14 protein-coding genes are annotated in these 16,290 nt (G+C 48.2%); 3 read left to right on the top strand and 11 right to left on the bottom strand.

Going from position 1 to position 16,290, the window contains the following annotated elements; genetic code table 11:
* The first annotated feature begins 155 nt into the window (after positions 1-155).
* A complete protein-coding gene (locus tag VN105_RS17230) occupies positions 156-1,715 on the top strand; it encodes a L,D-transpeptidase family protein (protein WP_325642770.1) in 1,560 nt (519 codons plus the stop codon).
* A gap of 1 nt (position 1,716) precedes the next feature.
* Here VN105_RS17230 and VN105_RS17225 read toward each other — a convergent pair whose 3' ends face one another.
* Entirely contained in the window at positions 1,717-2,472 is a 756-nt protein-coding gene (locus VN105_RS17225; protein WP_325642769.1) for a murein L,D-transpeptidase catalytic domain family protein, read from the bottom strand.
* A 194-nt stretch (positions 2,473-2,666) separates the two neighbouring features.
* Between VN105_RS17225 and VN105_RS17220 the strand changes: the two genes are divergently transcribed.
* Complete coding sequence (locus VN105_RS17220; RefSeq protein WP_325642768.1) at positions 2,667-3,446, top strand: Fpg/Nei family DNA glycosylase; 780 nt, start codon at positions 2,667-2,669, stop codon at positions 3,444-3,446.
* A 49-nt stretch (positions 3,447-3,495) separates the two neighbouring features.
* Here the strand turns inward: VN105_RS17220 and VN105_RS17215 are convergent, their stop codons facing one another.
* The 10 genes from VN105_RS17215 to VN105_RS17170 all read right to left on the bottom strand — a co-directional run bounded on the left by VN105_RS17215 (position 3,496) and on the right by VN105_RS17170 (position 14,585).
* Complete coding sequence (locus tag VN105_RS17215; RefSeq protein WP_325642767.1) at positions 3,496-4,236, bottom strand: DUF72 domain-containing protein; 741 nt, start codon at positions 4,234-4,236, stop codon at positions 3,496-3,498.
* A 95-nt stretch (positions 4,237-4,331) separates the two neighbouring features.
* Positions 4,332-5,144, bottom strand: a complete 813-nt coding sequence (locus VN105_RS17210) for an SDR family oxidoreductase (protein ID WP_325642766.1) — start codon at positions 5,142-5,144, stop codon at positions 4,332-4,334.
* A 12-nt stretch (positions 5,145-5,156) separates the two neighbouring features.
* The gene (locus VN105_RS17205; RefSeq protein ID WP_325642765.1) at positions 5,157-6,050 is read right to left on the bottom strand and encodes a phytanoyl-CoA dioxygenase family protein; all 894 of its coding nucleotides are present in this window, start codon (positions 6,048-6,050) and stop codon (positions 5,157-5,159) included.
* 275 nt (positions 6,051-6,325) lie between these two features.
* Positions 6,326-6,919 carry a nucleotidyltransferase family protein gene (locus tag VN105_RS17200; protein ID WP_325642764.1) on the bottom strand — a complete coding sequence of 198 codons (594 nt, stop codon included), beginning with the start codon at positions 6,917-6,919 and terminating at the stop codon, positions 6,326-6,328.
* Positions 6,919-8,073 carry an XdhC/CoxI family protein gene (locus tag VN105_RS17195; protein WP_325642763.1) on the bottom strand — a complete coding sequence of 385 codons (1,155 nt, stop codon included), beginning with the start codon at positions 8,071-8,073 and terminating at the stop codon, positions 6,919-6,921. Before VN105_RS17195 ends, VN105_RS17200 begins: the two co-directional genes overlap by 1 nt.
* The gene (locus tag VN105_RS17190; RefSeq protein WP_325642762.1) at positions 8,070-10,307 is read right to left on the bottom strand and encodes a xanthine dehydrogenase family protein molybdopterin-binding subunit; all 2,238 of its coding nucleotides are present in this window, start codon (positions 10,305-10,307) and stop codon (positions 8,070-8,072) included. The genes VN105_RS17195 and VN105_RS17190 overlap by 4 nt, the downstream gene beginning before the upstream one ends.
* A complete protein-coding gene (locus VN105_RS17185; protein ID WP_325642761.1) occupies positions 10,304-11,284 on the bottom strand; it encodes a xanthine dehydrogenase family protein subunit M in 981 nt (326 codons plus the stop codon). Before VN105_RS17185 ends, VN105_RS17190 begins: the two co-directional genes overlap by 4 nt.
* Positions 11,281-11,916, bottom strand: coding sequence for a 2Fe-2S iron-sulfur cluster-binding protein (locus VN105_RS17180; protein ID WP_325642760.1), 636 nt, complete (start codon positions 11,914-11,916; stop codon positions 11,281-11,283). Before VN105_RS17180 ends, VN105_RS17185 begins: the two co-directional genes overlap by 4 nt.
* Before the next feature lie 243 nt (positions 11,917-12,159).
* Positions 12,160-13,383 carry a tetratricopeptide repeat protein gene (locus tag VN105_RS17175; protein ID WP_325642759.1) on the bottom strand — a complete coding sequence of 408 codons (1,224 nt, stop codon included), beginning with the start codon at positions 13,381-13,383 and terminating at the stop codon, positions 12,160-12,162.
* A 224-nt stretch (positions 13,384-13,607) separates the two neighbouring features.
* Positions 13,608-14,585 (bottom strand): sugar phosphate isomerase/epimerase, encoded by a 978-nt coding sequence (locus tag VN105_RS17170; protein ID WP_325642758.1) that lies wholly within the window; start codon positions 14,583-14,585, stop codon positions 13,608-13,610.
* A gap of 313 nt (positions 14,586-14,898) precedes the next feature.
* Here VN105_RS17170 and lepB point away from each other — a divergent pair, with 313 nt between their 5' ends.
* The gene (gene lepB, locus VN105_RS17165) at positions 14,899-16,086 is read left to right on the top strand and encodes a signal peptidase I (protein ID WP_325642757.1); all 1,188 of its coding nucleotides are present in this window, start codon (positions 14,899-14,901) and stop codon (positions 16,084-16,086) included.
* Positions 16,087-16,290 lie beyond the last annotated feature (204 nt).

Raw genomic sequence — 16,290 nt, 5'->3', positions numbered from 1 at the left:
ATGCTTTGTGAAAAGGTCTTCCTGCAGCCGGCAGGAAGACCTTTTTGTTGCACTATATGCACAGTTTGTTCCGCAGCGGCTACGCCCGCTACTGTGTTTACCCAGTATAGCGGTGCATTCCCGTAAACGGCTTTTAATTTGATAGGCAACAGGGTATGAAGAAGCTCCTGTTGATCACACTGTTTGCATACCTGCTGAATGGCTGTAGTTCCCCTTCAGCCCCGGCTACATCTGGTGAGCATATCAGTCCCCGCAATACCGGGATAACCCCGGAAAACGCCTATAACGACCTGTTCCTGGACAGCTCCGCCATAGCGGCATTCATTACTTCACAAAAACTGGATGATACCATTGGTAACCGGCTCCGCAGCTTTTATAATGCCCGTAATTTTGAATTTGCGTGGTTCGACAGCCGGGGACCGGTAGAACAGGCGGCTGCTTTCAGGAGCCTGTATAATTACAGCAAAGACAGTGTAAGCAACCGCGCACTGGACAGGCGCCTGAATGACCTGATGGATGAAGACAGCCTGGTGATCAACCCGTCCGACAAGGAGGTTATTAAAACAGAACTGCAACTTACCTGGCGGCTCATTAACTATTTCCGGGAAACCGGCGGGAGCATTGGCCAGCTGGAGCATATGGTACCGGCACAACGCTACCCGGTAATGGAACTGGCCGATTCCATGCTTCAAACCAATGATAAGATATTCCCGGCAGTAGCCCCTATGAAGGAACCGCTTAAAGCCTACCGGGAATATGTCCGCAAAGGAGGCTGGCAGCCGGTACCGCTGGTAAAGAAAGGGTTAAAGAAAGGACAGTCATCACCCGGGATCATCGCAGTGAAAAAACGGCTGCAGATCACCGGTGAGTTAAAGCCAGGCGACAGCACCGATATATTTAACGATGAACTGGAAACGGCCATCAATACCTTCCGTAACAGTAACGGGTATACGCAGAACGGTGTATTGAACGATACGGTGATCAATGCACTGAATATTTCCGCGGAGGAGCGGCTGCAGCAGTTGCTGGTGAATATGGAACGCATGAAATGGATGCCTGTAAAGCCGCAGGGAAAGCTGATCCTCGTAAATATACCGGCCTTTGTGCTGCATGTAACGGATGGAGATAAGCGCCTCTTTGATATGGATATTGTGGTGGGAAAAGAAGGACACAGCACCACTATGTTTTCGGGAATGCTGAACCAGGTAGTATTCAGCCCGTACTGGAATATTCCCCGCAGTATTGTGCGGAAGGAGATCCTGCCTGCAATACAGCGTAACAGGGGTTACCTGGCGTCCAAACATATGGAGGTAACAGGGCAGGCGAATGGTTTGCCGGTCATCCGCCAGAAGCCCGGCGAACATAATGCGCTGGGCAGGGTTAAGTTCCTGTTTCCCAATAGCTATAATATTTACTTTCATGATACGCCGGAGAAAGGACTTTTTGAACGGGACAACAGGGCTTACAGTCATGGTTGTATCCGGTTAAAGGACCCGGTGAAAATGGCGCAGTTTGTTTTGGAGGATTCACCTCAATGGACCAACGAAAAGATCGATAGTGCAATGAACAGCGGGAAAGAAAAATTTGTGGCGGTAAAGGACCCGGTACCGGTGATCATTACTTATTTCACTGCGTGGGTGGAAGGAGGCAAATTACATTTTGCCTCCGATGTATATGAGCATGACGCGGTATTTAAACAAAAGCTGTTTAAATAGTTTAAGACGCGCTGCTGTCTTTTACAAGGATCTTTGTATGTGCGGAATAATATTTATCCGGGCTGTAAAGGAACAGGCAGGTCCCATTACGGATACTGCTGATCACTTTACGGTGTACATTTTCGGGAATGGCAGGGCAACCCAGGCTGCGGCCGATATAGCCCTGTAATTTGCCGAGCTTGTCATTTACATAATCAGCGCTGTGCATAACAATGCCCCTGCTCAGGGCGTTGTCATTAATGCCCGCTTCTTCTCCTTCCAGGCGGAGGGAGTAGCCATGTTCGCCGGTGTAGGTATCGCCGGTGATATAGAAACCAAGACTGCTTTTAAAGCTGTTCATCTTGTTTGAAAAAGTATTGGCAATATCTTTACCGGAATTTCGGCCATGAGATACCAGCGTGTTAAAAAGTAACAGCTTATTCTTCAGGTCTATTACAAATAAACGCTTTTTTGTACTGGGCAGGGAGAAGTCGATAATGGACAACACATCGGGATTTTTAATCCGTCCGTTTTCCTGCAGATGCTCATACCCCGTCATGGCATTTTCAAATGCGTCTCTTGAGAGACCGGTGGTGTCCAGCCGCATAATGTCGTACAGGCTTTCCCGTTGTACAGAATCCGTTTTAACAGCAGTAGCCGGTTGAGCGGTGGCTGTGGATTTTGCAGGGGTAAGATTTGTAAAGTTTGTAAATAGAAATACGAAAAGAATAATAGTAATAATAAAGATCAACGGTTTAATCACTTGCTTCAATTTCATGTTCACACTCCGTGGTTTTATTGGTTTAGAGAAAACATAGACTGCAAAGATAACCTTTTTTACCTTGAAAGTGCGGCCAAAGGCCCGTCTGAGGCTGTTAGACGGGTATTTTTAACAGGCTGTTCACATACATGAAAAATATGTATAAGTGGTTATTTCCGTCATAATCCTTAATTTATCTTAAAAAAAGCGTCATGCCTGAATTACCCGATCTGCAAGCCTTCCGCCATAACCTGGAAAAGGCGCTGCTGCATAAAAAGCTGAAATCCGTTACTGTAAAAAATGCAAAGAAACTGCGTGTTAAAGAAGCAGACCTGAAAGCCGCCCTGGAAGCACAGCCGTTGCAGCATATACAACGGGTAGGAAAAGAGCTGCATTTTGTATTTAAAAACGGGCATGTGCTGGGAATGCACTTAATGCTGCATGGAAAGCTGTATTTGTTTGAAAAGGAGAATGAACAAAAGCATACCATCGCGGAGTTGTTGTTTGCAGATGGTACCGGGCTGGCATTAACGGATTTCCAGGCTGCCGCCAACGTTCAACTGGATCCCGAAGATAAAACAGCCCCTGATGCATTGTCGGACGACTTCAATGAAAGTTATCTTAAAGCACAACTGGCAAAGAAAAAGATTACCATAAAAAAATATTTGCTGGACCAGCATAATGTGCTGGGAATTGGAAATGCTTACGCAGATGATATCCTGTGGGACGCCAGGATCTCTCCTTTTTCCATCTGCAATAAAATACCGGCGCCCAAGATCAAAGCGCTTTTAAAATCCGTAAAGAAGATCCTGGAAGCAGCCGAAAAGAAGATCCTGAAAAGTAACCCGGACATCATCAATGGCGAAGTGCGTGATTTTATGCTGGTGCATAACGCTAAATTAACTGAAAGTCCCGGTGGCGCGCCTATTAAGAAAGACACCGGTGGAGGCCGGAAAACTTATTATACAGACGAGCAGGAATTATTTGAGTAAGTAGCTGCCATAAAAATTTTTGTATCGCCTGGTAACGGCCACCAGCTCATTATTTGAGTAAAGTAATGAGTTGGGAGGCATTCTGCAAAGCATAACCGTGCCCGTCGTTGTTAAAGAATGCCCAGATGGTATGTTTATCCTGCTGCCATTCCCTGAATTTTCCCGCGTAGGTATCCATCGTTTTTTCAGGATATAGTTTATCGTATTTACCGTCGGGTCCGTGGAAACGGACATAGATATGTTTTGCGGTGATAGCTTCTGCAAACGGCCACCGGTGGCCCGACAGCGCAATAACCCAGGCGATCTTATATTGCTGCAGCAGCGCCATTGCTTCATCAGAGAGCCAGCTTTTGTGCCGGGCTTCCAATGCGAAATGATAACCACGGTAGGTTTTTGTGAGCACGTTGAAAAAGTGGCTGGCTCTTTCTTCTTCAAACGCGGCAGAGGGTGGCAGCTGGATCAGTACCGGCCCCAGGTGTTTTAAAAAAGGATCGAACAGGTCAAAAAATTTGGGTAAAGATTCTTCGGGGTCCAGCAATCTTTTTACGTGGGTGATATAACGGCTGATCTTCGGGCAGAAATAGAACCGTGCAGGTACCTTTTCTATCCAGCCTTTTACCGTAGTGGGTTTGGGCAGATGATAAAAGCTGGTGTTTATTTCTGTGACTTTGAATTTCCCTGCATAAAAAGAAAGATAATCAGCAGGCTTCAGCCCGGCAGGATAGAATATTTCTTTCCAGTGTTTATAGCTCCAGCCTGATGTGCCAATATGAATGCCTGTAGTTGCCATATCTTTTTATAACAGCACTACAAATGTTATTCCCATATGCCTGGGAAAGCGGCATCATTTCCGATGCTGCTTTCTCATTAAGCAGCACCTGGGTATCAGGTAGGGAGTGCCATTGTGCCAGCTTCTTTTTCTTTGGGCTCATAGATGCCCGCCGCAATTTTTTCTACAAACAATTTGGGGAAGAATTTTGGCAGCCAGGCATTCAGCTTATTGGTAAAGCCGGGCACAATTTCCGCTTTGCCTTTGAAGAGCCCGTCCACCGCAATTTTAGCGACCCTTTCCGGCGTCATGTTGAAACGGTTGGCTACGTTGCGGGTATAATCGCCCATGCGCGCCCTGTTTACAAAATCGGTATCGGTGCTGCCGGGGCTCAGTACGCTCACTGATATGGGAGAATGCCTCAGCTCATACCGGAGCCCCCGGGTAAAAGAAAGTGCAAAGGCCTTCGTAGATGCGTAGATGTTAAGATAAGGCACTGTTTGATAGGCAGTGGTGCTGGCAAGATTAAGCAGGTATGCTCTCGGAAATTTACGCAGCACCGGTATATAGGCATAAGACAAACCTACCTGTGCCCTGATATTCACATCAATGATATTGAACTGCTCCTGCAACGTAAGCTGTTCAAAGGCCCCGTTGATGCCGTAACCGGCGTTGTTCACCACTACGGAGAGGGAATCATGCCATGTACTGCTCCAGGCAGTAACATTTTGTAATGCATCAGCCGCCGACAGATCCTGGTGCAGCGTATGTACGTTAACGTGATATTGTGCTGCGATTGCTTCCGCTGTGGCAGATAATGTTTTTTCATCTATATCTACCAGCAGCAGATGATAATTTCTTTCCGCGAGTTGTGCAGCAATGGCCTTTCCTATTCCTTTGGCTGCGCCGGTTATTAATGCGTATGACATCGGATTGTATTTTTAGAGAGATGGAGTGTTTACTTCTGCAAGGCTTCCGGACCGGGCTTTTATATTCGTCCATTGCGGTTTGCCGCCATACAGATGTTGTTTGAGATGCGCCAGTTTATGATAAAAAGGCGTAGGACTATCGATTGTTTTAGGCTGATATGCACCGGTGATGATGGGAATGTACATCACTCTTCTGCGGCTTTTTTCGCCGGTATAGGGCGATTGCTGCACCCGGTGCCAGAGGCGTCCGTCGTGAACGGTGAGGTCGCCGGCTTCAATATCAAAGCCTGCTTCCTTTTCATCGGGGTTGTTATCGATAAAGTATTTTTTCCTGAACAGGAGTTTGAACAGGCCCTGTTCGTGTGTGCCGGGCAATACTCTCAGACCGCCGTTATCCAACGGGCAATTGTCCAGGTGAATACCCACATTCAGCATGGGAAGGATGCGTGAACCCAGGAACAGGTCGCGTGGACTATCCGTGTGCCAGCCCAGTTGTTTGAACCGGCTCTCGGTAGTATTTACATAATGATTTACCACCAGGCCGTCTTTTTCATTTTCGCCGATCCTGCCGGAGTAAGGACCTAACAAAGTAGTGAGTGATTGTAGTTTCCGGTCTTTCAGTAATTCACGCAGCACATTGCTGTAGTGAGAGGCGAAGGCGATGCGCTGGATCAATGGGCTGCCATCCACATCTGTACCGAATTTCAGCGGAATGCCATTTACCTTCTGAATATTATTACGGATCAGTAATTCCTGTACGCGCTGTACTTCTTCATGCACCGTGGCGAGCGCGTTTTTGTCCAGGAAGTTTTTAAACTGTATGATACCATAGGTGCGGAACCATGCAAGATGTGCTGCAGTTACTCCCCCGGAGAGAGAGAATACGGGTTGGTTTGTCGTTTTCATGACGAAATTTTTTTGTGTTGACAGTGATAAATCAGTTGTTGAAATGGGAAATGATGTAGCGGCAATTGGTGGAGCGACCGCAGGGTGGGGTGGGTGTTAACAACAACAATAAGATGCCGCTATTAAGGGGCGGTTGGTTGATGCGCTTAACAGGCGCGGGTTTTGATGATTTTGATCTGTGTTCATGGCGGGTATGATTTTTATTAGTCTACCAATCTTGTAGACAAATATAAGTATGTCATTTTATTCACCAAAAAATATTTTTTGCGGGTTGATCATTTTCCGCTGGTAAGCAGTTGTTCATAGTCGGCGGTGGTATCTATATCTATTGCTCCCTGGGGAAAGTGTACTGTAGCAACCTGCCCGGGGTGTTGCAGCAGTATTTTTTTAGCGCCTTCCTGGCCGTTCAGGGCCAGCAGCTGTGGAAAAAATGATTGGCCAAAGAGGGCAGGGGTACCGGTGGCATCGCCGTAGGTGCAGGCAACAATGGCTTTACCGGAAGTATTTTTCAATGTAATCATTTCTTCCAGCAGGGAGGAAGTAATAAAGGGCTGGTCGCACAACAGTAACAATGCATTGCTTACCTGCGGCGCAATGCGTTGCAGGTGTTGTAAACCGGTACGGATAGAGCCGCCCATACCGGCCGGCCAGTTGGGGTTTACAACGGTATGTACTTTTTCGGCGACCAGTTGTTCCCTGATCTGGGTGGCAAAGGCGCCCAGCACTACCACGGTGGGCATATTGCAGTAATGGGTGGCATGTACTACATTTTGCAGCAGGCTTTTATTTTGGAAAGGGAGTTGCTGTTTGGGAGTTCCAAGTCGTTTGGAGGCGCCTGCGGCCAGGATAATGATACCGGTTGTTTTCATTATAGATGTTGTTGAAGGATGATCTGTTGTTCGCGTGAATGAATGGCAGTTGTTTTTTCCCGCAATGAGGTGGCCGCTGCGGCAGACAGCACAGATTTTATTTCACTGATCACTGACAATGCAATTTCGGCTGCGGTTTCTGCACCCAGATCCAACCCTGCGGGACCGTGTATGCGTGCCCGTTGTTGCCGGGTAACGCAGATGTTGTTTTCCGCCAGTTCGTCCAGCATGCGTTGCAGCTTTTTAACGGGGCCCAGTACGCCGATATAGGCGAGCGGCAGCGGCAGCAGTTGTGCCAGCAGGGCAAGGTCGTAGTTATAGTTATGCGTCATCAGCACAGCGGCGGTATACGGGTCTGTTTGCAGCTGTGAGAGTGCTTGTGCGGGTTTGGCCATGAGCACCTGTGTAGCTTCCGGGAACCTTGCGGTGGTGGCATAACCGGGGCGGCCATCAATTACAATGGTATGCCATCCGAGGAGAGCCGCCATTTTTACCAGCGGGATCACATCATTACCGGCGCCGGCCACCAGGAGTTGAGGCGCTGGCGGAATGTAGGAGGTATGTGTTGTATAATCGTTACCGGTAGAAAGGTATGTTTTTGTGAATGAGGTGTGTGATTGCAGGGCATAATGTGCATCGCTGGTGATAGCGCTTTGCAGCTGCTGGTCCGGTATGCAGTGATGCATTTTACCGTTGGCCGTTAATACCAGGCAGGTACCGGGCTGTGGTCCTTTACGCCGGTGTAGTGTAAACAGGGTCACCAATACGGCAGGGGCGCGGTGGGATATTATTTCCTCCAGCATGGTTACCGCATTGAGTGGATCTTCCGCATTCACCGGCTCCAGCAATATGTGAATGATACCGTTGCATCCGAGGCCTACCCCCAGTTTGGCATCGTCTTCGTCATTGGTATCGTAGGTTACCAGCATAGGCTGCTGTTGCATCATTACCAGCTGCGCTTTCCGCAGGGCATCGCCTTCCAGGCAGCCCCCGCTGATGGCGCCGGTGAGGACGCCATTTTCCGTTACCAGCATTTTTGCACCGGGTTGACGGTAAGCAGAGCCTTCTACATGCACTACTGTTGCCAGCGCTGTTTTTATTCCCTGGCTGCAGGCGGCATAATATGATTTTATGATGTCTTCCAGTTCTTTCATGTATTCATTTTATTTTCCACTTTCCATTGCTTTGCGCTTTTTTCATCCAGTAGCTTATCTGGGGTGATGGGCAGATCACGCACGCGCTTGCCGGTTGCATGATACACGGCATTGGAAACCGCCGCAGCAAATCCGATCAGCGCAATTTCCCCCATACCTTTGGATCCCATGGGGTTGATGTAAGGATCTTTTTTATTGATGAAATACACATCAGTGGGAGGTGTATCTGCATTTACGGGAACGTGGTAGTCTGCATAATTATTATTTACAAAACGTCCGAAGCGGTGATCCAGTATGGCTTCTTCGGTGAGGGCCATGCCAATGCCGCCTACCACGCCGCCTATCATCTGGCTGCGGGCGGTTTTGGTGTTTACGATGGTGCCTGCATCGGCCACGCTTACAATATGTTTTATCCGCACTACGCCCGTATCCGGGTGTACGTGTACTTTGGTAAAGTGTACAGAGAAAGAGTACATGGAATACTTTTTCCTTTCTTCCCCGCTTTGCGAGGTAGCTACTACATTTACTTCCGGTAACTGTTGCTGTTGGAGAATGGATTCGTAAGTTATTTTTTCCGGCTGACCGGCTCTCAGCAGTTGTCCATCTTCAAAAACAATGCTTTCCGGTGCTGCATTTTTAAATGCCGGTATGTTACTGATAGCCATAGACGCCAGCTTTTGCTGCAATGCCTTACAGGCGTCTGTTACGGCGCTACCAAGTGTAGATACTGTAGAAGAGCCTCCCTGCTGTGGTGCAAAAGGGTAGGTTGATTCACCGAGCATGAATTGTATTTTTGAAGGCGCAATACCGGTTACATCTGCCGCTATCTGCACCATGGCAGTAGCGGTACCCGGGCCAATATCAGCAGCTGCGCTCCGGAGAATAAGGGAGCCATCGGCTTTTAGTGTAGCCGATACCGTAGCCTTGCCACGGAAGGCGCCAAAAGTACCGCTGCTCATACCGTATCCTACCAGCATCCCATCTTCCTGCATACTGCGGGGAGCTGCTTTCCGGTTAGTCCACCCGATTTTTTCCGCGCCCAGTTCGTAAGCTTCTTTCAGGTATTTGCTGGAGAAAGGCAGGTCTTTTTCGGGATCGGTATCCGCATGGTTCAGGATCCTGAGCTGAAGCGGATCGATGTTGAGTTTGTAAGACAGCTCATCAATGGCTGATTCCAGTGCAAATGCGCCGGTAGCTTCGCCGGGGCCGCGCATCCAAACGGGCGTGCTCAGGTTGAGTGCTACCAGTTTATAACGGGTATTTACATTAGGGCATGCATACATGAATTTACTCATGGCTACAATGCCTTCTGTGAAATCTTCATAAGGAGAAGTAACGGCTACCGCTTCATGGGTGATGCCGGTGAGCTTACCATCGGTGGTAGCGCCAAGGCTTAGCTGCTGTACTGCACTGGGGCGATAACCCACCAGGGTGAACATCTGTTCGCGTGTGATCACCAGCTTTACCGGTTTGCGTATTTTCTTAGCGGCCAGTATGGTAGCTACTTCCATGGGCCATACGCGTAAACCCATGCCAAACCCGCCGCCTACAAAGCGGGAATGCACGGTGATATTCTGTTCCGGTAACTGGAACAATCTTTTCACGGTGTCCTGCACATTTTTTACGCCCTGTGTTTTCGCGTACAGCACCAGCGTATCCGGCGTATCCCAGTGCGCAATGATGCCTGCCAGCTCCATAGGATTATGTACTTCCAGCGGGATGGTATAAGTGGCATCCACGGTAACAGCCGCTTTTTTCCATGCATCTGCCTCGCCGCGCGTATAGTCTTTCATCCGGTTATTCTGGAAAGCTTTGCCTATGCTGGCGTTCATATCGGTGTAGTGTGTTTCCTGGTTGTATTGTACCTCCACCAGGGAAGCGGCATGCACTGCGCGTTCCAGCGTGTTGGCCAATACTACGGCTACGGGCTGCCCGTTGGAATAAATGCGGTTATCTTTAAATATTTTAAGGCCATCTTTCGCGCCGGGGTCGTCATTTTTATATCCCGGTACCGGTGGTGCGTTCAGGTGGGATACCACATCCGCCACGCCGGGGGCCTTTAATGCTTTGGTGGTGTTGATGCTTCTGATGGTGCCATTGCTGATGGGGCTGCATACCAGTGCGGCATACAGAAGGTCTGGCAGGTGATGATCTGCGAAATATTTTGCACCGCCGGTTACTTTCAGGCGGCCATCTACACGGTCCATCGACTGTCCTGTTTGTTGCTTTTTCATACGCTGGCGGCTTTTAGTAAAGCGGTTTGAATACTGTTTACGGATAAACCTTTTTTGAACTGGTTATGGGGGTATGTTTTGGCAGATTGCAATGCGATGGTGGCTGCCTGGCGGAAATTTTCTTCCGTGGGCGCCTTGCCGGCCAGTGCTTTCTCTGCCTCATACAGTCGCCATGGTTTGTGCGCTACCCCGCCCATAGCCAGGCGGGCGCTCCGGATCACGTTGTTGCTGATGTCCAGGGCGGCGGCCACCGATACCAGGGCAAACGCATAGGAGGCGCGGTCCCGTACCTTCAGGTAGTATACATTTTTCGTGTAGGCGTTAGCAGGAATTTCCACGGCGGTAATGAGTTCTCCTTTTGCCAGGTTGTTATCCAGCTCGGGAGTATTGCCCGGCAGGCGGTGAAAATCCGTAAAAGGAATGCGGCGGTCACCTTTGGGGCCGGTTACCAGTACGGTAGCATCCAGTGCGGCCAGCGCCACGCACATATCGCTTGGGTGTACCGCAATGCAGTTGTCGCTTGCCCCGAAGATGGCATGCATACGGTTGATGCCGCCGATAGCGCCGCAGCCGCTATCAGGGCTGCGCTTATTACAGGGCATAGTAGTATCGTAGAAATAGGTGCAGCGGGTGCGCTGCATCATATTACCGCCTACAGTGGCCATGTTGCGGAGTTGTTGTGAAGCGCCTGCCAGCAGGGCCTGCGACAGTAACGGATGATGTGTGGTTACCAGTTCATGTGCGGCTAATTCACTATTAAGCGCCAGGGCGCCAATATGAAGTGTGTTGCCATTCAGCCGGATATCTTTCAAGGGTAAACGGTTAATGTCTACCAGTTTTTCCGGGATCATTACACCGTTTTTCATCAGGTCCAGCAGGTTGGTACCGCCGGCAATAAAGCGGGCGGATTTGTCTTTTGCCACGGCATCAACAGCGGCTTTCATGCTGGCGGGCCGTACATAGGAAAATTGATTCATACTGTTTTCCCTCCCTGTTTTACGTCCATGATGGCATGAACAATATTATCATAAGCGCCGCAGCGGCAAATATTACCACTCATAAATTCCCTTATTTCTTCAGGAGAACCGGCATGGCCTTCACGGATGCAGGCTACGGCCGACATGATTTGTCCGGGGGTGCAATAGCCGCACTGGAAGCCATCGTGCTTAATGAATGCTTCCTGTACCGGGTGTAGTTGTTCGCCATTAGCAATACCTTCAATGGTAGTGATCTTTTTTCCTTCCTGCATCACTGCCAGTGTTAAACAGGAATTGATCCGGTGCCCGTCCACATGTACGGTACAGGCGCCGCACTGGCCATGATCACAGCCTTTTTTGGTGCCGGTAAGCTGTAGCTGTTCCCTGAGCAGATCCAGTAATGTAACGCGTGGTTCTACCGTAACCTGTACTTTTTTTCCATTGATTTCCATGCTTACAGGCATCTTCTCAAAGATACCGGCGATGGCTTCATCGTGCTGAGCCGCTTTTATTACCAGCGGTGGCGTAAGCGCCAGTGCCATCACTGCGGAAGATTGTTTCAGGAAGTCGCGGCGGGCTTCATGTTTATCCTTCTTTTGCGGATAGTGTTGTTGGTCGTTTTCCTGTGGCATTTGCTACCAGATTTAATCCCTAATAAGTTAGTAAATAAATCCGGTATTTGGGTTTTAAAATAGATGAACGGAATTGTATTTTTTTACACGGGAGTCCTGTTTTATATATGAACAGCACCGTTGATCCTGTTATGCGGATGATCTTAAGAGATCGTGAAAATGCTGCGCCAGGTAAATTTGTCCGCGGGGTTTGAAGCACCCGGCAATACGGGGCCGGGCGCCTTTTCAATATCTTCTGTTTGCTTATTGTTCCTCGTTTTTCAGGTGTGAGAGCCATTGCTGCGCAAATTCATTTCCCGGTTCCAGCTGCAGCAGGCGTTCAAAAGAGGCGATAGCTTCGGGGATCTGTTCCATATGATAAAAAAGCACTGCCCGGTTCATATGCACATAGGCATTACCGGGGGCAAGTGCGAGTGCTTTATCGTAAGTGGCAAGCGCCTGGTCATATTGTTCCAGCAGCATGAGGATGGAGCCTTTGTTCATCAGCAACCCGGGTTCATCCGGCGATAGTTCCAGTCCCTTATCTGCATAAACCAGTCCTTCCTGCAGGCGGCTGAAAACATTTTGCTGTGTAGCTTCACTGGCGCCGTTGTCTTCCATTTCTGTGATGGCAGTATTCGCTTCCTGCAGTATTTCCGCTACCTGTTGTTCGTACCATGCCGCGCTTTTTTCCACCTGTGCTTTAAAGGGTACGGCTTCGAGGTCTATTTCTGCTTCTGTTTGTTCCGGTGCAGTGGCAGGCATTTTATCTGCTGCGGGGGCGTACCACCATTTGCAGAATTTGCCCAGTTCACCGCCTTCAGGCAGTTCATCTGCCGGCGGCAATCCTTCATCAGGTATGGCATCGTTAGTTACCACCAGGTCAAGGATAGCTTCCAGCGCTTTGTAGTGAATGGGTTCTCCTTCCTGTTCCGCTTCCATTACCATGTAAGGAAGCAACTGGTACCACAGGCCCAGCACGTCTTTATCTTTTTGTTCGCCGGCGGCTTCCGCTACTTCATGTGCCAGTGAGAAGATATCGGTTTTCTCCGGCGCTATGGCATCATTACCGGTAAGGACGCCATTGGCAGCCATATCGGCCCAGAGAAAAGAGCCGGCATCGCAATACATAATGTAAGACTGGGTAGTAAAATCGAAATTGGCGTAACCGGCTACCGGATTGGTTTCCTGGTCCCATTCCGCCGTGGGGTTGCGGTATATGAAGCTGAATTTCCGGCTGGCAGCCAGTGCGTCAAACCAGGCAGCATGGGGGGTATAGGCCGGATGTGCGCTAACGGGAAAAGTATATACGAAATGATGTTTGATTAACACGTCCATTACCCGGAAATGTGTGAAGGCGGTATCGTATTGCTGTTGTAATTTGTACAGGTTAAAAAAGAGGCTTCTGCGGTCCAGTCCTTCTTCCTGGCTTTTATCCAGGCAAAGAACAGAGAGTTCCACCAATGTTTCAAATTCATGCATTGCCATATGTTACTTGCTTTCGCGCAAGTTACGCGAATTTTGTCTGACTCAGGATTAAACTGATTACACTGATTACCCTGATTTTATTTTTTAGGATTTTAGGATTTTAAATGATTCGGGGAGATAAAAGCGAAAGTATCCGCTTAAATCTTCCCGAATCTTCTAAATCCAAAGTAATCAAATCAGTGTAATCAGTGTAATCAGTTTAATCCTGAGTCAGACAAAATCCGCTATTTCAGTAATACGTTCTTCACGTATTTATAGCTTTGGGTGATGCTGTCGAATGGTTCGATGGTGATTTTGTCCTGTTCTACGAAAAGGTGTTTTACGCCGGCCAGTTTTGCCTGGGCGAAGATCTTTGAGAAGTCGATGCTGCCGGTTCCCACTTCTGCGAAGGTGACGCCGGAGAGCAGTTCCATGGAGGTTTTGTTTTCAGTGCCTGTGGCGGTAAGACTGGCAGTATTGGATTTATCCATGTCTTTCACATGCCAGGCTACAAATCTGCCGGGTGCTTCTTTAAACAGGGTGATGGGATCATGTCCGGATTTTACGGCCCAGAAAAGATCCAGTTCAAAGGTAACGAGTGAAGGGTCGGTTTCTTTCAGCATTACCTCGTAACCGGTGCTGCTGCTGTCGGCCAGGGGTTTGAACTCCCAGTAGTGATTATGGTAACCGATCTTCAGGTTTGCTTTTTTACATTGTTCACCGGCTTTGTTCAGTTGTTCGGCCATGAACTTATAATCATCTGCCCCAAGTTTTTTATCCCACAGGGAAAGCGGTAACACAGGCACAATAAAGTATTGTTGTCCGAGTGCTGCTGCCAGGTCTATTTGCGGTTGCAATGCATCGGCGTTGCCATTGCCTTTGGTAAGGTAATCATTGAGCTGATAGTGGCCGCTGGGCGTATTCAGCTGGTATTGTTTTAACACGGCGCTTAATTCTGCGGGCTTCAGTCCCCAAAATTCGCCGGTGTCGCCTGCACCCTGGTAACCGTAAAAAGTTTCTACTTCTTTGTAGCCGATGCCGGCCACTTTAGCCAAGGTGCCTTTGGGATCTTTGGCCAGCTGGTCGCGCAGGGTGTACAGCTGTAAACCTATTTTCTTTGGCAGCGCTTTGTTGCCTGTCATGGCAGACAATGCGCCGGGTAACATCATACCGGCGGCTATAAGCCCGGTTTGTTGTATGAATGAACGTCTCGACGTATGCATGGTAATTGTGTTTGTAACGTGGGTAAATGTATAACTACTGAAGTGGTTACGCAGAGCAATTTAATAAAACGATTTTATCTTCCTCAAATTTTTTAAAAAGAATAACCGGGTATGATACTTTTTTGCAGATCCTGGTATAATAATACTAATTTTTATAACGGTGGTCAGCGGCTGTATGATAGTACTGTAAAGCCTTTTCAGTGTTACTTACTGCGTCATTGCAGCAGCCTTTTCTGCTTATATAAATTTTAGAAGGATATGGGTATAATTAGTTAAATTGTTAGTAGTTACTTATCCCAAAACCAGGTTTAAAATGAATTTTTCTTTCAGCGATGTACAGCAGCCGGAAGAAGGCGCAAGGAAGAAATCGAAGGTGAGAGAATGGATAGAAGCTGCTCTTTTTGCTGTGGTTGCCGCTACCCTTATCCGTACCTTTATCTTTGAAGCCTTTGTTATCCCAAGTGCCTCCATGGAAAAAACGCTGCTGATCAACGATTTTATTTTTGTCAGTAAGATCAGTTATGGTCCCCGTATTCCCATTACGCCGCTGGCCTGGCCTTTCACCCATCATACCCTTCCTTTTACCAAAAATACCAAACCCTTTTCCACTGCAGTTCAATGGCCTTATACGCGGCTTCCCGGTTTCAGCAGCATACAGCGCAACGATGTGGTGGTATTCAATTATCCCTGCGGCGACACAGTACTGAAAACCATTGCCGGAGATGATGAGGATTACTACACAAATATACGTTCACGGGGTACGGAGTATGTGCATGAAAATTATCCTGCACCGGTTGTCCGGCCGGTAGATAAAAGGGAAAACTGGATCAAACGGTGTATTGCCATTCCCGGCGATACCCTGCAGATCATTGACGGCATTGTGTATATCAATCATGCTGCTACGGCTTCGCCGGTACATTTTGAAGCCAGGTATTATGTAACTATGCCTGATAAAAAGGAACTCACAGACTCAATGCGCGATGTACTGGGAACAGATCATATTCAGCGCGCCACGCGCGATTCCGGTATGTTCATCTATAACCTTACCACCGCCAATATTGATACCCTGAAAGCCATGGGCGCCACCGTGGAACGGTATGTATACGACGCCTTTGCTGATTCCAGGGTATTTCCTTTTGATACAAAACATTATGAGTGGAATGAGGATTGTTTCGGTCCGCTGTATATTCCCCGTAAGGGCGCCACCGTAAAACTGGATACGCTTACACTACCTTTTTACAGCCGTATTATAGCTACCTATGAACACAATACGCTCCGCGTGGTAAACGGGAAGATCTATATCAATAACCAGGAAACAACTACCTACACCTTTAAAATGAATTACTACTGGATGATGGGAGACAACCGCCGGGAATCGATGGACTCCCGTTTCTGGGGCTACGTTCCGGAAGATCATATAGTGGGGAAGGCGTGGATCATCTGGATGAGCGTTCATCATCACCGCATCAGGTGGGGCCGGCTTTTTTCGGCGATAAAGTAGTGATCGCCTTCGGCGATGCGAATTTTGTCTGACTCAGGATTTTGATGATTTCGCTGATTTCACTGATTTTATTTTTTGGGATTTTGTAACTAAAAAGATTTGGGGAGATCTAAGCAAAAATATCCGCTTAGATCTCCCCAAAATCTTTAAAATCAAAAATGATCAAATCAGTGAAATCAGCGAAATCATCAAAATCCTGAGTCA

The sequence above is a fragment of the Chitinophaga sp. genome (assembly GCF_035564935.1).
Taxonomy (GTDB): domain Bacteria; phylum Bacteroidota; class Bacteroidia; order Chitinophagales; family Chitinophagaceae; genus Chitinophaga.
The sequence above is the reverse complement of the archived record's forward strand: the minus strand, read 5'-3'. Positions and strand labels throughout refer to the sequence as shown.